The following is a 21716-nucleotide window of genomic DNA, read 5'->3' on the forward strand; positions in this document are numbered from 1 at the left end:
CAAAAAGCCGGTCAGTGCATGATACTGACCGGCTTTTTTACTGACGACGGTTACTGTGCCAGCAGGTACAGGTTACTGTCACCACGTTTAATGTTCAGGGCCAGTACTGAAGGTTTGCTGTCGAGCACTTTACGTAACTCACCCAGATTCGCTACATTCTGCTGGTTCACCCCGAGAATAACATCCCCTTTTTTCAGACCAATGGCATCGGCACGGCTGCCGGGCTTAATGCTGTCAACTTTAACACCTTTGTCACCTTTGACATCATAATTACTCAGCTCAGCCCCTTCGATACCGGTATAAATAGTCGCTGACTGCACTTTCGCCTGAGTACTTTGTTGCAGTTCCACGGTCACTGTCAGTGGTTTACCGTCACGTAATAAGCCAAGTTCCAGTTTTGTGCCCACCGGCAATGAACCGACATCAGCACGTAATGCGGCAAAGCTGCTCAGCTGCTTGTTATTCAGAGAGACAATCACATCACCGGCTTTAATACCTGCTTTCTCGGCCGAACTTTTTGGCAGAACCTGACTGACAAAAGCACCACGCTGGGCATTCACTTTCATCGCCTGGGCGAGCTCTGAGTTCAGCTCAGTACCCATGATCCCCAGTTCACCGCGTTTAACCTGACCATATTCAATCATCTGTGCGGTCAGATTTTTCACCATATTACTCGGGATAGCAAAACCAATACCGATATTGCCGCCATCCGGCGCCAGAATCGCCGTATTAATACCAATCAGTTCACCATTCAGATTCACCAGTGCACCACCGGAGTTACCACGGTTAATTGCGGCATCCGTCTGAATAAAGTTTTCATAGTTTTCAACATTCAGCCCGCTGCGGCCCAGTGCCGAAACAATACCGGAAGTTACCGTTTCCCCTAATCCATAAGGGTTACCGATCGCTACCGTATAGTCCCCCACCTGCAGGTTGTCAGAATCTGCAATTTTTATTGCCGTCAGATTCTTCGCATCTTTCAGCTGAATCAGCGCAATATCAGAACGGGGATCTTTACCTATCACTCTGGCATCGAAACGACGGCCATCACTGAGCTGGACCTGAATGGTTGATGCATTCTCAACCACATGGTTATTGGTTACCACATAACCTTTTTCGGCATTAATCACTACCCCGGAACCTAAAGCACGGAACTTCTCCTGCTGGGTTCCGCTATTACCGCCACCACCAGGGGCCTGGCAAAGAGGTGAAGACTGGAACGGAGAACCGTCCTGACAGAAAGGCGACATATCACCAAAAAATTGCTGGAACTGCTGATTACCCCCGGCTGTTTTTACCGGTGCCGTTCCTTCCACACTAATACTGACGACTGAGGGCATCACTTTTTGTAACATAGGAGCCAGACTCGGTAATTGCTGACTTGATGAAGATGCAGATTCCGCCGCAGAAGCAGTCAAAGGCGCAAATGCCATTCCCAGGCTTAATGCGAGTGCACTCAATGCTAAAGTGGTTTTTTTCATGTGCTGGCTCTCTGTAATATTTTCTATTTGGACCGGTTGCTGTGTGCTGTGGTCAGTTGATGAGAGTTATTATTTACCTGTTAGTTCACCGCAAAACTTTTGTGAAAGGTAAAAAAATATTCCTGATCTTTACAAAGCTCACACGAACTCAACCGCCATTAAACGACGATACTCTTCCCATGCATATACATCGGTCATTCCGCTGATATAGTCCTGCACCAGACGTAAACGGTAATAACTTTCCCATAATTGCCATCTCTGATCACGGGTCGCTGGTAACTGGCGAAGGTGATTCTGATAAGCTTTACGGTGTTTATCCGACAGACGATGAAACAACCGGGTTTCAATAGGATGGCCTGCTAACTCATCGGTCTCCATCAGGCAGGTAAAATCATCGGCGCTCAGTTGCATCATGGGTTTATAGGTATCAAGCAGACCTCGGATCACGCGGTATCCCTGTAATTCGAGTTGTTCCACCTCAGAGTGGTTAAAAACATATTTTCGGGCCACCTGCTTAAAGGTTGCCAGTAGCCGCTCTTCATCCCCGCCGTTTTCCAGCAGCGCATGGTTAAAATTCCCCGTAAAAATCGCCGGCAAATTATCCAGAAAGCGCCGTACAGCAAACGCGACCAGCGCCCGCTGTACATTGACCCGTAACGACATAAAAAACTGGTCACTCTGACTGCGCCGTTTTCCTGAGCCCGCTTCCTGCCAGGCATGAGTTACCGTACGCTGGAAAAGATCATCCGGCTGAGCCTCCCCCCAGGCATCACATAAATAACGATACAGGCTGTCGACATCAAAGATAGCTTTTTCGACAGCATCATCTAAATCGGCAATACAGTAGGAAATATCATCAGCCGCTTCCATAATATAAGTCAGAGGGAAACGATGAAACTCCTGCATACCGGTTGCTGCCCGCAAGTCTGCAACGTATTCTTTTTCTGATAAATAAAACCCCGGCTTTTTCATCAGCACCGAGAAATTTGCAGGCTTATCGCCCTGCCACCAGGCAGGTGCAGTGTACTTAAGGATGCAGGCCACCTGAGAATAACTCAGATTCAGTTGCAGAATAGTATGTACCAGCCGGATAGCCTGGGCATTGCCTTCAAAATGCGAAAGATCCTGATAAATACATTGTTGTAACTGAATCACTTCTTCAGGGAGCTGCGCCGCATCAGGGGGGGTAAGTGGCAGAATGTCAGCCAGATGCTCCCTGAACCAGTCATTGATTGCTGCTTCGCCAAAATGACCAAATGGCGGATTCCCGACATCATGTAACAGGCAGGCCATTTCGGCCAGACTTTCAAACCCGCGTTCAAAGTCTTCCAGCCCGTAAGCAGCCAGACCACCGGGCTGTTTTTTCAGTCGTTGCAGTACTTCCCGCGCAATATAGCGCCCGGTTTGCTGTACTTCCAGGGAGTGGGTTAACCGTGAGCGTACTGCTGAATTTCTTTCCAGCGGGAATACCTGTGTCTTTTGCTGCAAACGCCGGATAGCCGCCGAATGGATGATCCTGCCGCGATCACTTTCAAAATAACGGGAAATCTGTTCTTCTCCCTGCGGCGGCCGGCCTGATGCATAAGGCCGGCTGACACTGATTCTGTGCTTAAAGTTAATCTCCATTTCCACTCCGGTACGATTCAATAATAAAACCCTGCCCTGCCATGATAGACTATTCCACGCCTGAAGATTAATTCTATAACATTGGTGAGATACGCTATGAAAGCAGGAATTATTGGCGCAATGGAGCAGGAAGTAACCCTGTTGCGTGACAAAATTAAAGACCGGAAAACTCTGAACATCGCTGGCTGTGAAATTTATACCGGTACTCTGAATGGCACTGAAGTCGCCTTACTGAAATCCGGCATCGGCAAAACCTCCGCCGCGCTGGGTACCACGCTGTTACTGCAACTATGTCAGCCAGATGTGGTCATTAACACCGGTTCTGCCGGCGGACTGGCACCGTCACTGAAGGTCGGCGATATCGTTGTTTCTGACGAAGTCCGCTATCATGATGCAGACGTTACCGCTTTCGGTTATGCGCCAGGCCAGATGGCCGGATGCCCGGAAAGTTTTGTGGCTGATGAAAAACTGATCGGTGCCGCAGAACAAAGTATCAGAGCATTAAATCTGCATGCTGTACGCGGATTAATTGTCAGCGGTGATGCATTTATCAATGGTGCTGAGCCTCTGGCCCGTATCCGTGATACCTTTCCGAAGGCTGTTGCGGTAGAAATGGAAGCCACCGCCATTGGCCATGTCTGCCATAGCTTTAAGGTTCCTTTTGTGGTGGTTCGTGCTATTTCTGACGTTGCGGATCAGGAATCACACCTCAGTTTCGACGAATTCCTCGGTGTTGCCGCAAAGCAGTCATCACTGATGGTGGAAGACCTGCTGAGCCGCTTGTCAGCAGACGCCTGACAAGCCACTGCCTTGCCCGGCGGCGGCCTAAGATGCTGCCGCTGTCAGACGCAGGAAAACTCATCCTGTGGCGGTATATGTAACAAAAATCCCTCTTATCACCGGCCGGCAGCCCGGTATTTTTTGTAACTTTACAAAAATAAACGCACGACTTAATCAGCCTGACAACAGCTTGTGAATATTTTCAGAGTATCGGCGTACGCCGGCAGGAGCAGTGACACAGGTCAACAGCAGACAGGGAATATTACAGAGGTTACAGCAGGAGAGCACCCTCCCTTCAGAAAGGTGCTGACAGGGTAATCAGATACTGAAAGAAGAACCACAACCACAGGTGGTTTTAGCATTCGGATTAGTCACAATAAACCGTGAACCTTCAAGCCCTTCGGTGTAGTCGACAGAACCGCCGACCAGGTACTGCAGACTCATAGGATCGACCACCAGAGACACACCCTGCTTTTCGATAGTCATATCACCATCATTAACTTTATCATCAAAGGTAAAACCATACTGGAATCCGCTGCACCCACCGCCGGTGATATAAACACGCAGTTTCAGTTCAGGGTTATCTTCGTCAGCGATCAGGAATTTTACTTTGTTGGCCGCAGCTTCGGTAAACTGTAACGGCAGTGCTGCAATATCATCGCTCATAAATTACTCCGGTAAACTCCAGGGCCGTTAACGGCCTCAATGATGGCATTATCTGTCAGCCACGGGCTGCGATCAAGCACCGCGCTGTACACTCTGTGCCGCAGCACGCTCTGCGGCCGGCGTTTGCCGGGCCAGGGTGCGCGCCAGTAAGGTTGAATACAGCGGCGTACCTCCGAGAAATTGAGCCAGCAGGGTCGCACCGAGACAGGTAATGATCATCGGCAGGATCAACTGATAATTTTCAGTCATTTCGAGGACCAGAATAATGCCGGTCAGAGGGGCTCTGACGGAAGCGGCAAATAATGCCCCCATCCCCGCCACGGCGAAAGTCCCGGCCTGCAGGTGATATTCCGGAAAGACTGCCGCAGCAGTCACCCCGAGGGCTGTACCCAGTAAAGTCCCCAGCGAAAGCATTGGCGCGAAAATGCCGCCCGGGGCCCCGGAACAAAAACAGATCAGCGTCATAACCATACGTAAAATGAACAGGCTCAATAGCATCCCGCAACTGAATTGTCCGGCAACAGATTGCGGGATTAAGGAAGACCCGCCGCCGGTGACTTCAGGAAAAATCAGGCTCAGCGCCCCGAAGCTGCCGCCAATAACCGCCGCAATCAGCAGAATAATTCCCATTTTTCCGCCATGCAGTCGCTGAAATGCATCCTGTACCCGAAACACCAGTCGGTTAAACACCACCCCGACAATCCCGAAGACCATACCCGCAATCAGATATAACCAGAGAGTATTCAGCGGGGCATCAATCAACTGACCAATATTCAGCATGGCACTGTTACCATCGAACAGACGATAAACGATGCAGGACATAATCACGCCAATAAACACAGCCTTGACAGAAATCAGGTTGTAATGGAACTGCTGTCTCATTTCTTCAATGATAAACAGGATCCCTGCCAGCGGAGCGTTAAACGCAGCCGCCAGGCCAGCCCCCGCACCAGTCGCCAGTAACGTATGCCGGTCTTCACTGTTTTTTATCCGGAACATATCGACCACCATACGTCCCAGGTTACCGCCCATCTGGACAGTGGGACCTTCGCGGCCTAACACCATCCCTGCACCAAGGGTACCGACCCCGCCAAAAAACTTAACCGGAATAACCCGCCACCAGCGGACAGGTCGCAGTTCATCTAATGCCCCCTCGATTTCCGGAATTCCCGAGCCGCCGGCTTCCGGCGCAAAACGCCGCACCAGCCAGAATCCGCAAACTGCCAGTAGCGCTGAAATGATCACCGCAGACAGCAGTCCGGACGCAGTCAGTAAACCACCGGAATAGTGCAGACGATAGTGCTGTACCAGACTGACGGCTTTATCAAACGCCACGCCGGCTAATCCCGCCAGCACCCCCACCAGACCGGCCAGCAATAAAATCGCCAGCGGCGTTTTATCTTTGCGTAATATCTGCTGCAAATAATCATACCTGCGGCGCGGCTCTGCCGGTAAAGACTCATCACTAACGGGTGTATTATGCATATCGGGGACAGAAAAAAGGGCCATAACATCAGTATACGCATGAATCCGCTATTTTTGTCGCTTAAATGTAGCAAACCAATAACCGGGTCTTTCACCCTGTAACTAAGTTCTCGTACACTAGTGTTTATATTAAGTCATCAACAGGAACCGATGCGATGAGTAAGTCTGAAAATCTCTACAATGAAGCGCAGCGTCTGATCCCGGGAGGGGTAAACTCTCCGGTCAGGGCTTTTACCGGTGTTGGCGGTGTCCCGCTTTTTATTGAGCGCGCTGAAGGTGCTTATTTATACGATGCTGACGGAAAAGCCTATATCGATTACGTCGGTTCATGGGGGCCTATGGTCCTCGGACATAACAACCCGGCTATCCGTAATGCGGTGACAGAAGCAGCAATGCGCGGGCTGAGTTTCGGTGCACCTACCGAAATGGAAGTCAAAATGGCAGAGCTGGTCTGTGAACTGGTGCCTTCCATGGAGATGGTGCGGATGGTCAACTCGGGAACGGAAGCGACCATGAGCGCTATCCGGCTGGCCAGAGGCTATACCGGCCGTGATAAAATTATTAAGTTTGAGGGTTGCTATCACGGACATGCCGACTGCCTGCTGGTAAAAGCCGGATCCGGTGCTCTGACCCTGGGCCAGCCAAACTCACCGGGAGTGCCGGCTGACTTTGCCCGTCATACGCTGACTTGTACCTATAACGATTTATCATCCGTCCGCGAAGCCTTCCGTCAGCATCCGCAACAGGTCGCCTGTATTATCGTGGAACCTGTCGCCGGGAATATGAACTGTATTCCTCCTTCAGAGGGTTTCCTGCAGGGCTTACGTGAAATCTGTGATGAAAATGGTGCACTGCTGATCATTGATGAAGTAATGACCGGTTTCCGTGTTGCACTGGGCGGTGCTCAGGAGTATTACAACGTAGTACCGGACCTGACCTGTCTGGGGAAAATTATCGGTGGCGGTATGCCGGTAGGTGCTTTTGGCGGACGTCGTGACATTATGGAAGTTCTGGCCCCGACCGGCCCGGTGTATCAGGCCGGAACACTGTCCGGAAACCCGCTGGCGATGGCAGCAGGTTTCGCCTGTCTGACACAGGTTGCCCGGCCCGGCACCCATACCACCCTGACTGACCTCACCACACGGCTGGCCGAAGGATTATTACACGCCGCACAGCAGGAAAATATCCCGCTGGTCATTAACCATGTCGGTGGTATGTTTGGTCTTTTCTTTACTGATGCGCCTTCAGTGACCTGCTATCAGGATGTCAGCAAATGTGATGTGGCGCGGTTTAAAACTTTCTTCCATCTGATGCTGGAGGAAGGGATCTATTTTGCACCGTCAGCTTTTGAAGCTGGCTTCATGTCACTGGCCCACAGTCCCGACGATATCCAGCATACTATAGATGCAGCCCGCCGCTGTTTCGCCCGTCTGTAACATCCTGGTTTTGTTGTAAAAAAAAAAGGCGCCTCCGCGCCTTTTTTATTCGTTATCTTCCCACAGGATCACTGGCCGAACATATCTTTAATCCAGCCAGCCACACCTTTACTGCTGCTATCCTGATCTACCTGCTGCTGCTGTTGCTGTTGTTGCTGCTGCACCTGCACCTGTTGCTGTTGCTGCTGGCAGAGAGTCGCAGGGTCTGTTGTCCATACCGGCAACGATCGCCAGGTACTGTCTCCGGGACCACAGATAAAATTACCCTGCGCATCAATGTTCATCATCGATACATCTTCTGGCGGTGTCAGGTCTAACGGCGTGGGGGGCTGAGAGGCCAGATACCGGCGATACAGTTGCAGCGCACCGCTGGACCCCCACAATTTGGTGGTCTGGTTATTATCCCGTCCAACCCAGGTGACTGTAACTTCTTTCCCATCAATCCCCGTAAACCAGCTATCCACCAGATTATTGGTGGTCCCGGTTTTACCGGCCAGATGCATGGTCGGATACTGAGCGCCCAGCGCATGGCCTGTACCGCGGTTAACTACCTGTTGCATGGCATATAACGTCAGGTAGGCGGCTTCCGGAGGTTCAGCCTGTTGTGCCTGAGGGTAACTCTGGTACAGCACCTTGCCGTCTTCAGAAATCACTGAGCGTACCGCCGATAAGGTAGCACGGTTACCGCCACTGGCGATGGTCTGGAAAGCCTGAGCCACCTGCAATGGTGTCAGGTTCAGCGCCCCGAGTAACATCGCCGGTACTGCCGTCAGCTGATCCTTACCAACGCCTAATCTGGTCCAGGTATCCACCACACTTTGCAGCCCCAGGGACATGCCCAGATTGACGGTAGGCACGTTCATCGAATGTGTCAGTGCATCAACTAACAACACTTTTCCGCTGAATTTATGGTCATCATTTTCCGGACTCCAGACCTGGCCATTCGGTTGTTTCAGTGCCAGCGGTTGATCCGCAATCCAGCTATTCAGACGGTAGGTTTGCGGCTGTGCCAGCGCCGTCAGATAGGTCGCAGGTTTTGCCAGGGAACCAATCGAACGGCGGGCCTGCATCGCCCGGTTGTACCCGGCAAATTGCGGATCAGAACCACCGACCATTGCTCTGACTTCACCGCTAAAGCGATCCACCACCACCATCGCGGTTTCAAGATCTTTTAATCCGTGTTGCTTCTTCAGCTGCGGAATACCTTCGGTTACCGCTTTTTCTGCCGCATCCTGGGAGAGAGGATCAAGAGTAGTGAAGATTTTTACTCCGGAGAGATCCTTCACTTTATCGCCCAGTTTATCCTGCAACTCATTGCGTACCATCTGCATAAAGGCTGGCTGCGGAGTAATAACCCCTCCTCTTGGCTGAACACCCAGAGGCCGTGCAGACAACATATTGTACAAGTCTTCGTCGATATACTTTTGTTGTTGCAGCAGACGCAGTACCACATTACGACGTTCCAGAGCTAACTTCGGATTACGCCATGGATTATATAACGAGGCACCTTTCACCATCCCGACCAGTAAGGCTTGCTGATCAACACTCAGTTCATCCACCGGCCGGCCAAAGTAATATAAGCTGGCCAGCGGGAAACCCCGGATCTGGTCATTACCGGCCTGCCCCAGATACACTTCATTCAGGTACAGTTCCAGAATACGATCTTTGCTATAACGGGAATCCATAATGATGGCCATGTAGGCTTCACGGATTTTACGCCACAGGGTACGTTTGTTGGTCAGAAACAGGTTTTTCACCAACTGCTGAGTCAGGGTACTGCCCCCCTGCACTGCGCGGCCAGCCGTCACATTGGCAATAAATGCACGACCAATCGAATATAAACTGATGCCGTCATGCTCATAAAAATGACGGTCTTCGGTTGCAACCAGGGTATCTACCAGCGTATTCGGAAAACCGGAACGCGGCACAAATAAGCGCTGTTCACCATTAGGCGACTGCAGCATAGTGATAAGACGCGGATCCAGACGGAAGTAACCAAAATCACGGCCCGTGTCCAGGTTCTTGATTTCCGTAAGTTCACCGTTGCTGAAGGTCATCTGCGCATGAATCTGCCCTTCTTTACCGTCCGGAAAATCAAAAGGTCTGCGCAGCAGATCAATGGTATTTCCTTTTACCGTAAATTCACCCGGACGGGTGATTTTGGTTACCAGCCGATACTGAGTACCTTCCAGTAAATCGACCATCCCCTTACGATCAAAGGCCATACCCGGTTCAAGACTGACGACCCGGCCATAGACCGCCGCCGGCAGTTGCCAGACCCTGCCGTCAACACGTTGCCGGATTTCAGAGTCAAGATAGACGCCCCATGCCGCAATCACAACAGCAGCGACCAGGAAGAGTTTGATAAATATACCCAGCCAGCGACGTTTCATTGCCGGGGGTTTCTTTTTTCCTTTACGTGGCAATGACTGCCCCTCCTCATTCGCATTGATGTCCTGGTCATCATAGCGGTTACTTTTTTTATTCTTCGCACGGGGGCGAACTTTTTCCGGTTGACGGGGTGACTTCCCTTTCCGCCCGATCGGTTCGCGATCATTCCCAGACATGAATTTTATTCTCCAGGCATAGCCTCAGCATGCGCGTTACTTTAGTCTCCTTCCGGCAGAATTACATGCCGGAACCCTCTGAAAGAGCGGACGGTTCACAAATGCCCGGGGGAAAATTTTTTACTCCGGCGAGTAGGCATCGCAGTCGCAGGTGAGTCCGGCCACGGGTGCTTAGGATAACGACCTTTCATTTCTTTCTGCACTTCACGATAAGCCCCCTGCCAGAATCCCGCTAAATCACGGGTTATCTGTAACGGACGCATAGCCGGCGACAATAATTCCAGCACCAGCGGGATTCTTCCCCCCGCAATCACTGGCGTATCAGCTTCACCGAACATCTCCTGCATACGAACAGCAAGCACCGGTGGCTGTTCGGTGTTATAACGGATCAGCACACGACTGCCCGTCGGCACAGTGTAATGAGTTGGCAGCGCACTATCCAGTCGCTGGCGTTGTGACCATGTGATCAAATGTAATAAAGCTGTCGAAATATTAATAGTATTAAACGACCGGGCATCGGTCACCGTCGCCATTTCCGGCAGCAGCCACTGCTCCAGGCTGTCCAGCAATGCGTCGTCCGTCACCGGCGGCCAGTCCGCATCATTCAGCCATTCTCCGGCACAAGCCAGCCTGGCACGGATTTGTTCAGCTGCCGGGGTCCAGGGCAACACCGACAACCCTTTGGCCCTGACCCAGCGCAACATCGCCTGGTGCAACTGCGCCGCTGCCGGCCGTTCGCCGGGACGTGAAGTTAATATCAGCGAACCAATCACCTGCTGACGGCGTACCCGCAGGATGCCTTTTTCTTCATCCCACTCAACATCATCCCGTTCTTCAACTTTATCCGGACACTGCCGGGCAAGTTCAGCAATATCGACCGGCAGGGCCAGACGGATCCGGGCCTCTGGCTGCTGAGAACTGAATGACAGCCGGAGGACCAGTAACCATTCATAACGGCTCAGAGGATCATCAGCGGCTGTTCCGGCGCCGACGCCTTTTGCCAGCAGGTAACGCCCGCCTCCGCCACGCTGGCGGGCCAGCTGGTCACTGAACCCCGCCATTAACAACACGGCTAACAATTGGTCATCGGCCTGACTACCACGAACGCCAGTGCGTTGCTGTAAGGCTTTGGCTCGTTTCAGCCATCCCGGCTGGGGGTGTAAAAACAGAGACAGTAAATCATTAGTGCCATTACGCGGTGGATCTTCCAGAATAGCAACCAGTAAACTCGCCGTTGCCATCGCCGCCGGATTTTCTCCGGCAGCACAGAGTATCGCCGCCAGCCGGGGTTCAGTCCCCAGCGCCGCCATTTTGCGTCCGGTCGCGGTCAGCTGATGACCCGCGTCAGTGGCGCCAAGTTGCTGCAATAGTTGCAGTGCCGCTTGCTGGCGCTTTTGTGGCGGGAGATCCAGCCATTGCAGCTGACTCATCTCCCGGCAGCCCCAGGCAAGGATATCCAGCATCACTGCACTTAACTCACTGTTAATAATTTCCGGTTCACTTACCGCAGCCGCTCTCTCTGCCTGTTCCTGACTCAGTAAATGCCAGCAAAACCCCGCCGTCAGGCGTCCGGCACGCCCGGCGCGCTGTACCATCGATGCCTGACTAATCCGCTGCGTCTGTAATACACTGACACCGCTTTTTGTATCATAGCGCACCGCACGCTCCAGCCCGCTGTCGACCACCAGCCGTATCCCATCTATCGTCAGGCTGGTTTCTGCAATATTGGTTGCCAGTACCACTTTCCGTCTGCCCTCAGGCGAGGGGGCAATCGCCTGTTGCTGAGCGGTCAGACTCATCGCTCCGTATAGCGGGAAGATATCTGTCGCGTCATGCAGCCGGCTGAGTAATTCCTGTTTCACGGCCATAATTTCCCGTTCCCCGGGTAAAAAAATCAGCATCGACCCCTGGTGTTCATTCAGCAGACAGGCGGCTTCACGTGCTACTGCGGCTGCAAAGGGCAGTCGGGTGCTCAGGGGAATAAAATGCCGTTCGACCGGAAAACTGCGTCCCTGTGAAATAATCACCGGGACTTCCGGGAGCAATACTGACAGGCGCTGATAGTCCGGGGTTGCTGACATTAACAAAAGCTTCAGGTCGTCACGCAGCCCCTGCTGTACATCAAGCAACAGAGCCAGCGCCGTATCCGCCTGCAGACTGCGTTCGTGAAATTCATCAAGAATAACCAGCGAAACACCGTTCAGTTCCGGATCCTGCTGTAACATGCGGGTCAGAATCCCCTCAGTCACCACTTCCAGCCGGGTGTCGGGCCCGCAACTACTCTCACCGCGCATCCGGTAACCGATGGTCTGTCCGGTAGATTCACCGAGATTTTCTGCCAGTCGCCTGGCAACATTTCTGGCAGCCAGCCGTCGTGGCTCCAGCAGCAGGATCTTGCCGTTATCCGGCACGCGGGATAACAACTGTAAGGGTAACCAGGTGGATTTTCCTGCCCCGGGCGGTGCGACCAGCAACGCTCCGCTGCGGGTCTCCAGCGCAGTCAATAATTTATCCAGTACTTCACTGACAGGTAACGGTGGCAAATAAAACTCCGCGCAAGCTGTGTTAATATATCCGCCATAATAACACCCAACCGATCAATCCTCACGCCTGCCCCCGTCTGAGCAAAGCTATCAGGCAGGTCAGGCACTGTAGCCGTCACCCGGAGATATTAATGACGACAGGGCAGCAATATTTTTTTGCGATTCAGCTCCCCTCGCCGCTGCAAAAGTCACTGGTCCGCTGGCGGGCTGATCATTTCCCCGCAGATAATGGCCGCCCGCTGCCTGCCGCAGACATGCTGATGACACTGGCCTGGCTGGGCCCTCTCAGGGAAATCACCCTTCAGCGATTACAACAACAGGCAGCCCGTATTCAGCAACGCGGATTTATGCTGACCCTGAACGATGCCGGATACTGGCCCGGTTCCGGACTGGTCTGGCTGGGCTGCCGGCCAGCGCCTGCCGGCTTATTAGCTCTGGGGGCGCTGTTACGTTCACAGGCGGCTCGTCAGGGTTGTCCTCAGCCATCACAGCCTTTCCGCCCCCATGTCCGTTTATTGCACCATGTTTTTTCGCCGGTCAGCCTTCCGCCGACCGGATTTCACTGGCAGTTTCCTGTGACCGGGTTTTCCTTAATGGCCTGCGCTCCGGGACGCGGGAGAGCAAAAAACCGTTGCCTGGCAACGTTCCCGCTGCAACCGTCCTCACCCCTTTAACGAGACCCCCTATGCAGTTTACTCCGCCGCTCAAATCTGCCACTTTACTTAAACGCTATAAACGTTTCCTTGCCGATGTTGTTACCCCACAGGGCGAAGTCTTTACCCTTCATTGTGCCAATACCGGCGCGATGACCGGTTGTGCCACTCCCGGGGATACCGTGTGGTATTCCGAGTCTGACAATAAACAGCGTAAATATCCCCATAGCTGGGAACTGACCGGCACGGCAGACGGTGATTTAATTTGCGTAAATACCCAGCGGGCAAATCAGTTATTCCGCGAAGCTCTCAGGGCCCGGGTGATCACTGAGCTTTCTGACTACAGCCACTGGCAAAGTGAAGTGAAATACGGTTCAGAGGGCAGCAGAATAGACTTTTTATTACAACAGCCGCAGCTGGCCGACTGCTATGTGGAAGTAAAATCCGTCACGTTACTGGAGAACGGTCAGGGATATTTTCCTGATACGGTAACACTGCGCGGGCAAAAACACCTGCGGGAACTGATGGCAATCGCTGCTGCCGGACAGCGGGCGGTATTATTTTTTGCCGTATTACACAGCGGAATAGAGCGTATCAGCGTCGCACGGCACCTGGACCCACGCTATGCCGCACTTCTCGACCAGGCAATACTCGCCGGGGTGGAAATTCTGGTCTATAAAGCTTCCCTGACTCCTGCCGATGCTAAGATAGAATTTTCTATTGATTTCATCCAATAAAAAGCTGCAACGGCGTGTATTAAAAAGATAATCCGGCTTTTTACCGTCAAATTTATTGACAAGTGGTCAACAACAGATGATATCAGTAATTGCCAACAGAGATAGCTTCTGCTATTTATAGCGGCCTGTTTTTTTCCCTCACCGGGAATCGATAGTGCGTGTTATCCAGGAGAAACAGCATGCAAGAAGGGCAAAACCGTAAAACATCGTCCCTGAGTATCCTCGCCATCGCTGGGGTGGAGCCATATCAAGGGAAACCGGGCGAAGAGTATATGAACGAAGCCCAGCTGACACACTTCAGGAAGATACTTGAAGCCTGGCGTAATCAACTCAGGGATGAAGTCGACCGTACTGTCTCACATATGCAGGACGAAGCGGCAAACTTCCCGGATCCGGTTGACCGTGCTGCTCAGGAAGAAGAGTTCAGTCTGGAACTGCGTAACCGTGACCGCGAACGTAAGCTGATCAAGAAAATCGAGAAGACGCTGAAAAAAGTCGAAGATGATGACTTCGGCTACTGCGAATCCTGCGGTGTCGAGATTGGTATTCGCCGTCTGGAAGCGCGTCCGACAGCTGATTTATGTATCGACTGTAAGACGCTGGCTGAGATCCGTGAAAAGCAAATGGCTGGCTGATATCAGCCAGCCGCAAGGCTACCGTACAGCAGAGTCCTTCAGACTCTGTTGTACGTCTCACTGCTGCCTATGACGTCAGAACATTGCTGTACCGGCCGTTTTGCGCCGTCCCCCTCCGGAGCACTGCATTTCGGCTCACTTATCGCCGCACTGGGGAGCTACCTTAATGCCCGCGCCCGGCAAGGTCGCTGGTGGGTGCGTATTGAAGACATCGATCCCCCAAGAGAAATTCCCGGCGCCGCCAGTACTATTCTCCATCAGCTTGAACACTACGGCCTGCACTGGGACGGTGATGTGCTCTGGCAATCGCAGCGCAGCCATGCCTACCGGGATATTATTCAGCAATTGATCTCCCAGCATCAGAGCTATTTTTGCGATTGCACACGCAGCCGCATCCGTGAATGTGGTGGCTATTATGATGGTCACTGCCGCCAGCGCTCACTGCCCGCCGGCGACGCAGCACTCAGAATTCGCCAGCTGCAACCGGTGTTTTCTTTCCATGACCGGTTACGCGGTGAGATTGTTGCGGATCCGGCCCTCGCTGCCGAAGACTTTATTATTCACCGCCGTGATGGCTTATTTGCCTATAACCTGGCCGTTGTGGTGGATGATCACTCTCAGGGCGTCAGCGAAATTGTCCGCGGGGCTGATTTAATTGTTCCGACAGTCCGGCAAATATCGCTGTATCAGCAATTAGGCTGGCCAGTTCCCGACTATCTGCATTTGCCTTTAGCCTTAAACAGAGATGGCCACAAACTGTCCAAACAAAATCATGCGCCGCCCCTGCCGGAGGGGGACCCGCGGCCGGTGCTGGTACAGGCACTGCGTTTCCTCGGCCAGACGGTCAGTCCCCGCTGGCAGGATCTGTCGCGTGATCAGTTGCTGAGTCAGGCAATATGCCACTGGACAACAGATAATATCCCAATAAATGACGCTTTAATCCCGGAGCAGCCACTTACAGCATTCTCAAATTGCTCACAACAGGCTATGATTAGCCGCTGATTTGAGCATCACTTAATTTATGTCACTGTCGAGGTGTACTATTTTTACCCGAGTAGCAAATTTTTGTCGGAAAGTTCTTCTTCGTGAAGAGGACGTGCCCGCTGAGACAAAAGACCAAAATCTGATGACTATCATTCCCCGTGATAAGCATAATATTTCCCGAAAAGACATTAGCGAAAATGCATTAAAGGTGTTGTATCGGCTGAATAAAGCAGGCTTTGAAGCTTATCTGGTTGGCGGCGGTGTCCGTGATCTTCTGCTGGGTAAAAAACCAAAAGATTTTGATATTACGACCAATGCCACGCCGGAACAAATGCGTAAGCTGTTCCGTAACTGTCGCCTGGTTGGCCGGCGTTTCCGTCTGGCCCACGTGATGTTCGGGCCTGAGGTAATCGAAGTCGCGACCTTCCGTGGCCATCATGCCAGCGAAGCCGCTGCAGATAACGAACATGACCGTAACCAGTCACAACGTGGCCAGAACGGTATGTTACTGCGGGATAATATTTTCGGTTCTATCGAGGATGATGCCCAGCGCCGTGACCTGACCATTAACAGCCTCTATTACAGTGTGGCCGATTTTACCGTCCGTGATTACGTCGGCGGTTTACAGGATCTTCAGCAAGGTGTTATCCGCCTGATTGGTGATCCTGAAACCCGTTACCGTGAAGACCCGGTGCGGATGCTGCGGGTTGTTCGTTTTGCCGCAAAACTGAATATGACCATCGCTGCAGAAACGGCAGAGCCTGTGACCCGGTTATCCAGCCTGCTAACGGATATCCCTTCAGCGCGCCTGTTCGAAGAATCATTAAAATTACTACAGACAGGCTACGGCGAACAGACTTACGGTTTGCTGATGCAATATCAGTTATTCCAGCCATTATTCCCGACCATCACCCAGTATCTTACGGCACAGGGTGACAGCCCGATGGAACGCATGATTATTCAGGTGCTGAAAAATACTGACCGGCGGATCCATAATGATATGCGGGTCAACCCGGCGTTCCTGTTTGCCGCGATGCTATGGTATCCGCAGTCTGAACGGGCACAGCAGATTGCTCAGGAGAGCGGTCTGCCTTGGTATGAAGCTTTTGCTCTGGCAATGAATGACACCCTCGATGAGGCCTGTCGTGCTATTGCGATCCCTAAACGGATCACCAGTCTGATTCGTGATATCTGGTCACTGCAATTACGTCTGCCACGTCGTCACGGTAAACGTGCATGGAAACTGATGGAACACCCTAAATTCCGTGCGGCGTATGACTTGCTGCTACTGCGTGCTGAAACAGAAAATAGCAGCGAACTGGAACGGCTCGGACAATGGTGGGGCGAGTTCCAGTCGGCTCCACCGGTTCGCCAGTCTGCCATGATTAACAGCCTCGGGAGTGACCCTCATCAGCGTCGCCGGCATAACCGTTCCCGTCGTCGTCAGCCATCCGCCAGGAATAACTGACGATGACTCTGGCCTATATTGCCCTGGGCAGTAATCTGACTAACCCGCTACGCCAGGTACAGGCGGCCCTGAATGCACTGGATGCTGTTCCGGATAGCCGGCGGGTTGCTACCTCGTCATTTTATCGCACCCCGCCTTACGGGCCACAGGATCAGCCGGATTATCTGAATGCGGTAATTGCTCTGGAAACGTCACTCAGTGCAGAAAGGCTGCTGGAACATACCCAGCGCATCGAACTGGAACAGGGACGCGAACGTAAAGATGAGCGCTGGGGGCCGCGTACTCTTGATTTGGATATCATGCTGTTTGGTGAACAAAGGATTCAGACGCCGCATCTGACCATCCCGCACTATGATATGCATAACCGGGCATTTATGTTAGTGCCGCTCTGTGAAATAGCGCCGGACTGCCATTATCCCGATGGGCGCAGTATCGCTGCTCTGCTGTCCGCGCTGGATACTTCCCCGATTACCGCCTGGTAACCTCCCCCTTTTCCGGCCTGCGGTCACCGCACCGCAGGTATTTCCCTGTGATTCATTTGTCCTGTAAACTCGCCACCTAAAATTATAATGACAAGAGGTTATAATGAAACCAGTTACAATTCATGATCTTCGTAAATGGAAATTATCAGGGGAAAAATTTGCAGCCCTGACCGCTTATGAATATAGCTTTGCTCATCTGTTTGCCAGCCAGGGGATTCCGGTATTACTGGTCGGCGATTCTCTGGGGATGACGGTCCAGGGACATGATTCCACCCTGCCCGTGACCACAGATGAAATCGCTTACCATACATCCATGGTGCGTAAAGGTGCCGGTGCAGCACTGTTGCTGGCTGATCTTCCGTTTATGAGTTACGCGACTCCGGTACAAGCCTGTGAAAACGCGGCCCGACTGATGCGTGCCGGTGCTAATATGGTGAAACTGGAAGGCGGAGCATGGCTGTGTGAGACCGTCAGTCGTCTGACTGAACGCGCGGTCCCCGTTTGCGGTCATCTCGGACTGACACCACAATCGGTAAATGTGTTCGGGGGCTATAAAGTTCAGGGCCGTGATGCTCAGGCAGCAGAGACCCTGTTAAATGATGCTCTGGCACTGGAAAAAGCCGGTGCCCAGTTGATGGTTCTGGAGTGTGTGCCTCAGGCTCTGGCAAAACGGGTGACGGATGCACTCACTATTCCGGTAATCGGCATTGGTGCCGGTCACCAGACCGACGGTCAAATTCTGGTTATGCATGACGCATTAGGAATTACCGCCGGACATATCCCCAAATTCAGTAAGAACTTTCTGGCGGAAACCGGAGATATCCGTGAAGCAGTACAACTGTATATTCGTCAGGTCGCAGAAGGCAGCTATCCTGCTCCGGAACACAGCTTTCAGTAAGTCAGGAGATTCATTGTGAAAATTATCGAAACACCGGCCGAATTACATGACGAAATTCGTCGCCTGCGTCAGAAAAATCAGCGCATCGCCCTGGTCCCGACCATGGGTAACCTTCACGACGGGCATATGAAATTAGTGGATACAGCACATCAGCATGCCGATATTGTGGTTGCCTCTGTGTTTGTGAATCCGATGCAGTTTGACCGGGCTGATGACCTGGCCCGTTATCCGCGTACGTTTAGCGACGATTGTGAAAAACTAACACAGCATAAGGTCGATATTCTGTTCGCACCTGCCGCCAGTACCATTTTTCCTGCAGGTACTGATGCTCAGACATTTGTCGAGGTTCCCGGACTGTCATACCTGCTGGAAGGTGCCAGCCGGCCGGGACATTTTCGCGGTGTAACGACCATTGTCAGTAAATTATTTAATATGGTACAGCCGGATATTGCCTGTTTTGGTAAGAAGGATTTCCAGCAACTGTTGCTGATCCGCAAAATGGTGGCTGATATGGGCTACAATATCCGGATCATTGGCGTTCCGACTGTCCGTGCAGCAGATAATCTGGCTCTCAGCTCCCGTAACGGCTATCTGAGCAGCGAACAGCGCCAGGCTGCACCACGCTTAAGCCAGATAATGCATGCAATGGCGCAAGGGCTGACCAGTCCGCAAGCAGATACCACCAGCCTGATTGCCAGTGCAGAACAGCAATTACGTGACAGCGGCTTTATTCCTGACGGTATTGCTGTCTGTGACAGTGAAACACTGCTTCCTCTTAATGCCGACAGTCACAGTGCCGTGATACTGATGGCTGCATGGCTGGGTAAAGCACGACTGATCGACAATCAGCAGGTTCAGTTTTACGGCAATGATGTCGTATCTCACTAAAGGAAGCCCCGTCTATGTTGCGTACCATGTTGCAGGGTAAACTGCATCGCGTCACTGTCACTCAGGCAGATTTACACTATGAAGGCTCCTGCGCCATTGATCAGGACTTTATGGAAGCAGCTGGCATACTTGAGTACGAGGCTATTGATATTTATAACGTCAATAATGGCCAGAGATTTTCTACCTATGCCATCGCCGCAGAGCGCGGCTCACGTATTATTTCGGTAAATGGTGCAGCTGCACGCTGTGCCTGCGTCGGCGACTTGCTGATTATCTGTAGTTATGTGCAGGCCACTGATGAGCAGGCCCGTCAGTGGCAGCCTAAAATGGCTTATTTCGGAGAAGGTAACCAACTGCAACGCAAGGCTAAAGCCGTTCCGGTACAGATGGCATAAGCGGAGACCCCGGGGGCTATTGGTTGCTCCCGGGGCCTGTGATTAACTGCGCAGCCCTCTGCCACGTTGGATCAGCGTCCAGACTACCGCATAAAATACCGCGATAAATACCAGTAAAATAGCAATCGTCAGCCCCACCGGGACGTCATGAATGCCCAGAAAACCATAACGGAATCCACTGATCATATAGACAATCGGGTTCAGCTTAGAGATAACCTGCCATACCGGCGGTAATAATGACAGTGAATAAAATACTCCGCCAAGGTAAGTCAGTGGTGTCAGCACAAAGGTCGGGATCAGGCTGATATCATCAAAACTCCGCGCAAACACAGCATTCAGTAACCCTGCCAGCGAAAACAGTACTGAGGTCAGTACAATAGTTAACGCGACCATCGGCCAGAAGTAAACATGGAACGGCACAAAAAATAATGAAATGGCAGTCACCAAAATACCAACACATATTCCGCGCGCCACACCGCCGCCAACATAACCGGCAATAATAATATGGGTCGGTACCGGAGCGACCAGCAGCTCTTCAATATTCCGCTGAAATTTGGCACTGAAGAAAGAAGATGCCACGTTTGCGTAAGAATTGGTGATTACCGACATCATAATCAGCCCCGGCACAATAAATTGCATATAGCTAAAGCCATGCATATCACCGATCCGCGACCCAATCAGATTACCAAAAATAATAAAATACAACGTCATGGTGATGACTGGTGGCACCAGGGTCTGCACCCAGATACGCATAAAACGGTGGACCTCTTTCGCCCAGATGCTTTTAAGCGCCACCCAATATAAATGTGCCATTAGTTGTCCTCCGTTGTGCCATTCACCAGACTCACGAACAATTCTTCCAGACGGTTCGCTTTATTGCGCATACTCAGTACCGAAATCCCCTGTGCTGTCAGCTGGCTGAAAACCGAATTCAGCCCCTGCTCACGCATCACTTCAACTTCCAGGGTGGAGGTGTCAGTCAGGGTATAGGTAAACCCCTCCAGTACCGGCAGCGGGCTGTGTGGTGCAAGATCCAGAATAAAGGTTTCCGATTTTAGTTTGCCGAGCAAGTCTTTCATTGACGTATTTTCCACCAGCTCACCACGCTGAATAATACCGATATTTCGGCACAGCATTTCAGCTTCTTCCAGGTAGTGGGTGGTCAGAATAATGGTGGTGCCGTGAATATTCAGCTCTTTAAGAAAGACCCACATTGAACGCCGTAATTCAATATCGACCCCGGCAGTAGGTTCATCAAGAATGAGCAGTTTAGGTTCATGCATTAATGCTCTGGCAATCATTAAACGGCGTTTCATCCCGCCGGACAGCATTCTTGCCCGCTGGTCCCGCTTTTCCCATAAATCCAGCTGGCGGAGGTACTTTTCGGCCCGCACCAGTGCGTCTTTACGTTCCACCCCATAATAGCCTGCCTGGCTGACCACAATCTGCAGCACCGTTTCAAAGGGGTTAAAATTAAATTCCTGCGGTACCAGCCCCAGCTGGCGTTTCGCGTTAACCTTGTCACTGTCCAGGTCATGTCCGAAGACGCTGACCTGTCCGGACGTTTTATTCACCAGTGAACTGATAATACCAATGGTGGTGGATTTTCCGGCACCGTTAGGCCCCAGCAGGGCATAAAAATCCCCTGCTTTAACTTTTAAATCAAGCCCTTTCAGGGCCCTGACATTGTCACCATAGGTCTTGGTCAGTCCGGAAATTTCCAGTGCATAAGTCATACCTGCTCCATACCCGTCGTGAGGACGTGTTTAACGAGAATAATTGTGTGGTGAATATACCGGAGCCGTCCGGCAATCAAATGCCCGATACCGGAGATATCGTTATCAGTGGCCGGGCCATAAAGTTACCTGTATGGCTGAAAGCGGGTACGCTGGCCGGGTAAGGCTGAATTCAATATCACGGGGAAATAATGCTCAGAACCACGTCAGAGTGACAAGCATCCGCCAGTGCCTCCGGTCGCTCACAGCAGCGCGT

General features: G+C 52.0%; 20 protein-coding genes. 12 read left to right on the forward strand and 8 right to left on the reverse strand.

The genetic code is table 11. The annotated features are described in order from the left end of the window. Nucleotides 1-50: 50 nt before the first annotated feature. Nucleotides 51-1481 carry a serine endoprotease DegP gene (gene degP, locus JK216_RS09435; protein ID WP_212708341.1) on the reverse strand — a complete coding sequence of 477 codons (1431 nt, stop codon included), beginning with the start codon at nt 1479-1481 and terminating at the stop codon, nt 51-53. A 138-nt stretch (nt 1482-1619) separates the two neighbouring features. Next, complete coding sequence (gene dgt, locus JK216_RS09440; protein ID WP_212711581.1) at nt 1620-3107, reverse strand: dGTPase; 1488 nt, start codon at nt 3105-3107, stop codon at nt 1620-1622. A 96-nt stretch (nt 3108-3203) separates the two neighbouring features. Between dgt and mtnN the strand changes: the two genes are divergently transcribed. Next, a complete protein-coding gene (gene mtnN / locus JK216_RS09445; RefSeq protein ID WP_212711582.1) occupies nt 3204-3905 on the forward strand; it encodes a 5'-methylthioadenosine/S-adenosylhomocysteine nucleosidase in 702 nt (233 codons plus the stop codon). Between the two features lie 300 nt (nt 3906-4205). Here mtnN and erpA read toward each other — a convergent pair whose 3' ends face one another. Together erpA and clcA are read right to left on the reverse strand one after the other, a co-directional pair. Beyond that, the gene (gene erpA / locus JK216_RS09450; protein ID WP_087489465.1) at nt 4206-4553 is read right to left on the reverse strand and encodes an iron-sulfur cluster insertion protein ErpA; all 348 of its coding nucleotides are present in this window, start codon (nt 4551-4553) and stop codon (nt 4206-4208) included. Nucleotides 4554-4625: 72 nt separating this feature from the next. Then, nucleotides 4626-6038, reverse strand: coding sequence for a H(+)/Cl(-) exchange transporter ClcA (gene clcA, locus JK216_RS09455; protein ID WP_212711598.1), 1413 nt, complete (start codon nt 6036-6038; stop codon nt 4626-4628). Nucleotides 6039-6193: 155 nt separating this feature from the next. Between clcA and hemL the strand changes: the two genes are divergently transcribed. After that, the gene (gene hemL, locus JK216_RS09460; RefSeq protein ID WP_212708344.1) at nt 6194-7474 is read left to right on the forward strand and encodes a glutamate-1-semialdehyde 2,1-aminomutase; all 1281 of its coding nucleotides are present in this window, start codon (nt 6194-6196) and stop codon (nt 7472-7474) included. A 68-nt stretch (nt 7475-7542) separates the two neighbouring features. On the opposite strand, the gene mrcB is transcribed toward hemL, so the two are convergent. Together mrcB and hrpB are read right to left on the reverse strand one after the other, a co-directional pair. After that, nucleotides 7543-10041: a bifunctional glycosyl transferase/transpeptidase gene (mrcB, locus tag JK216_RS09465; protein WP_212708345.1), complete on the reverse strand. Its 2499-nt coding sequence runs from the start codon at nt 10039-10041 to the stop codon at nt 7543-7545. Nucleotides 10042-10136: 95 nt separating this feature from the next. Further along, nucleotides 10137-12584 carry an ATP-dependent helicase HrpB gene (gene hrpB, locus JK216_RS09470; protein ID WP_212711583.1) on the reverse strand — a complete coding sequence of 816 codons (2448 nt, stop codon included), beginning with the start codon at nt 12582-12584 and terminating at the stop codon, nt 10137-10139. A gap of 131 nt (nt 12585-12715) precedes the next feature. Between hrpB and thpR the strand changes: the two genes are divergently transcribed. The 9 genes from thpR (at nt 12716) to panD (ending at nt 19724) form a co-directional block, all read left to right on the forward strand. Beyond that, nucleotides 12716-13258, forward strand: coding sequence for an RNA 2',3'-cyclic phosphodiesterase (thpR, locus tag JK216_RS09475; RefSeq protein WP_212708347.1), 543 nt, complete (start codon nt 12716-12718; stop codon nt 13256-13258). 11 nt (nt 13259-13269) lie between these two features. After that, nucleotides 13270-13974: a DNA/RNA nuclease SfsA gene (sfsA, locus tag JK216_RS09480; RefSeq protein ID WP_212708348.1), complete on the forward strand. Its 705-nt coding sequence runs from the start codon at nt 13270-13272 to the stop codon at nt 13972-13974. A 179-nt stretch (nt 13975-14153) separates the two neighbouring features. Then, entirely contained in the window at nt 14154-14609 is a 456-nt protein-coding gene (gene dksA / locus JK216_RS09485; protein WP_038022990.1) for an RNA polymerase-binding protein DksA, read from the forward strand. A 69-nt stretch (nt 14610-14678) separates the two neighbouring features. Beyond that, on the forward strand, nt 14679-15611 hold the full coding sequence (gluQRS, locus tag JK216_RS09490; protein WP_212708349.1) for a tRNA glutamyl-Q(34) synthetase GluQRS: 933 nt from the start codon (nt 14679-14681) through the stop codon (nt 15609-15611). 40 nt (nt 15612-15651) lie between these two features. Continuing rightward, nucleotides 15652-17061: a polynucleotide adenylyltransferase PcnB gene (gene pcnB, locus JK216_RS09495; RefSeq protein WP_212708374.1), complete on the forward strand. Its 1410-nt coding sequence runs from the start codon at nt 15652-15654 to the stop codon at nt 17059-17061. Between the two features lie 2 nt (nt 17062-17063). Then, entirely contained in the window at nt 17064-17543 is a 480-nt protein-coding gene (gene folK, locus JK216_RS09500) for a 2-amino-4-hydroxy-6-hydroxymethyldihydropteridine diphosphokinase (RefSeq protein WP_212708350.1), read from the forward strand. A 103-nt stretch (nt 17544-17646) separates the two neighbouring features. Continuing rightward, entirely contained in the window at nt 17647-18441 is a 795-nt protein-coding gene (gene panB / locus JK216_RS09505; RefSeq protein WP_212708351.1) for a 3-methyl-2-oxobutanoate hydroxymethyltransferase, read from the forward strand. Nucleotides 18442-18456: 15 nt separating this feature from the next. Then, complete coding sequence (panC, locus tag JK216_RS09510; protein ID WP_212711584.1) at nt 18457-19329, forward strand: pantoate--beta-alanine ligase; 873 nt, start codon at nt 18457-18459, stop codon at nt 19327-19329. Between the two features lie 14 nt (nt 19330-19343). Next, nucleotides 19344-19724: an aspartate 1-decarboxylase gene (gene panD, locus JK216_RS09515; protein ID WP_212708353.1), complete on the forward strand. Its 381-nt coding sequence runs from the start codon at nt 19344-19346 to the stop codon at nt 19722-19724. A 42-nt stretch (nt 19725-19766) separates the two neighbouring features. On the opposite strand, the gene JK216_RS09520 is transcribed toward panD, so the two are convergent. Together JK216_RS09520 and JK216_RS09525 are read right to left on the reverse strand one after the other, a co-directional pair. Next, on the reverse strand, nt 19767-20537 hold the full coding sequence (locus tag JK216_RS09520; RefSeq protein WP_212708354.1) for an ABC transporter permease: 771 nt from the start codon (nt 20535-20537) through the stop codon (nt 19767-19769). Further along, complete coding sequence (locus JK216_RS09525; RefSeq protein ID WP_212708355.1) at nt 20537-21460, reverse strand: ABC transporter ATP-binding protein; 924 nt, start codon at nt 21458-21460, stop codon at nt 20537-20539. The genes JK216_RS09520 and JK216_RS09525 overlap by 1 nt, the downstream gene beginning before the upstream one ends. Between JK216_RS09525 and JK216_RS09530 the strand changes: the two genes are divergently transcribed. Beyond that, entirely contained in the window at nt 21448-21624 is a 177-nt protein-coding gene (locus JK216_RS09530) for a hypothetical protein (protein WP_212708356.1), read from the forward strand. The two genes, JK216_RS09525 and JK216_RS09530, sit on opposite strands and share 13 nt — an antisense overlap. Nucleotides 21625-21716 lie beyond the last annotated feature (92 nt).

The organism is Tatumella sp. JGM94 (assembly GCF_018257595.1).
Classification (GTDB): domain Bacteria; phylum Pseudomonadota; class Gammaproteobacteria; order Enterobacterales; family Enterobacteriaceae; genus Tatumella; species Tatumella punctata.

Excerpts from the sequence above, each read along its gene's own strand:
- degP (WP_212708341.1), bottom strand. The coding sequence starts at position 1,481 with ATGAAAAAAACCACTTTAGCATTGAGTGCACTCGCATTAAGCCTGGGA.
- dgt (WP_212711581.1), bottom strand. The coding sequence starts at position 3,107 with ATGGAGATTAACTTTAAGCACAGAATCAGTGTCAGCCGGCCTTATGCA.
- mtnN (WP_212711582.1), top strand. The coding sequence starts at position 3,204 with ATGAAAGCAGGAATTATTGGCGCAATGGAGCAGGAAGTAACCCTGTTG.
- erpA (WP_087489465.1), bottom strand. The coding sequence starts at position 4,553 with ATGAGCGATGATATTGCAGCACTGCCGTTACAGTTTACCGAAGCTGCG.
- clcA (WP_212711598.1), bottom strand. The coding sequence starts at position 6,038 with ATGCATAATACACCCGTTAGTGATGAGTCTTTACCGGCAGAGCCGCGC.
- hemL (WP_212708344.1), top strand. The coding sequence starts at position 6,194 with ATGAGTAAGTCTGAAAATCTCTACAATGAAGCGCAGCGTCTGATCCCG.
- mrcB (WP_212708345.1), bottom strand. The coding sequence starts at position 10,041 with ATGTCTGGGAATGATCGCGAACCGATCGGGCGGAAAGGGAAGTCACCC.
- thpR (WP_212708347.1), top strand. The coding sequence starts at position 12,716 with ATGACGACAGGGCAGCAATATTTTTTTGCGATTCAGCTCCCCTCGCCG.
- sfsA (WP_212708348.1), top strand. The coding sequence starts at position 13,270 with ATGCAGTTTACTCCGCCGCTCAAATCTGCCACTTTACTTAAACGCTAT.
- dksA (WP_038022990.1), top strand. The coding sequence starts at position 14,154 with ATGCAAGAAGGGCAAAACCGTAAAACATCGTCCCTGAGTATCCTCGCC.
- gluQRS (WP_212708349.1), top strand. The coding sequence starts at position 14,679 with ATGACGTCAGAACATTGCTGTACCGGCCGTTTTGCGCCGTCCCCCTCC.
- folK (WP_212708350.1), top strand. The coding sequence starts at position 17,064 with ATGACTCTGGCCTATATTGCCCTGGGCAGTAATCTGACTAACCCGCTA.
- panB (WP_212708351.1), top strand. The coding sequence starts at position 17,647 with ATGAAACCAGTTACAATTCATGATCTTCGTAAATGGAAATTATCAGGG.
- panD (WP_212708353.1), top strand. The coding sequence starts at position 19,344 with ATGTTGCGTACCATGTTGCAGGGTAAACTGCATCGCGTCACTGTCACT.
- JK216_RS09520 (WP_212708354.1), bottom strand. The coding sequence starts at position 20,537 with ATGGCACATTTATATTGGGTGGCGCTTAAAAGCATCTGGGCGAAAGAG.
- JK216_RS09525 (WP_212708355.1), bottom strand. The coding sequence starts at position 21,460 with ATGACTTATGCACTGGAAATTTCCGGACTGACCAAGACCTATGGTGAC.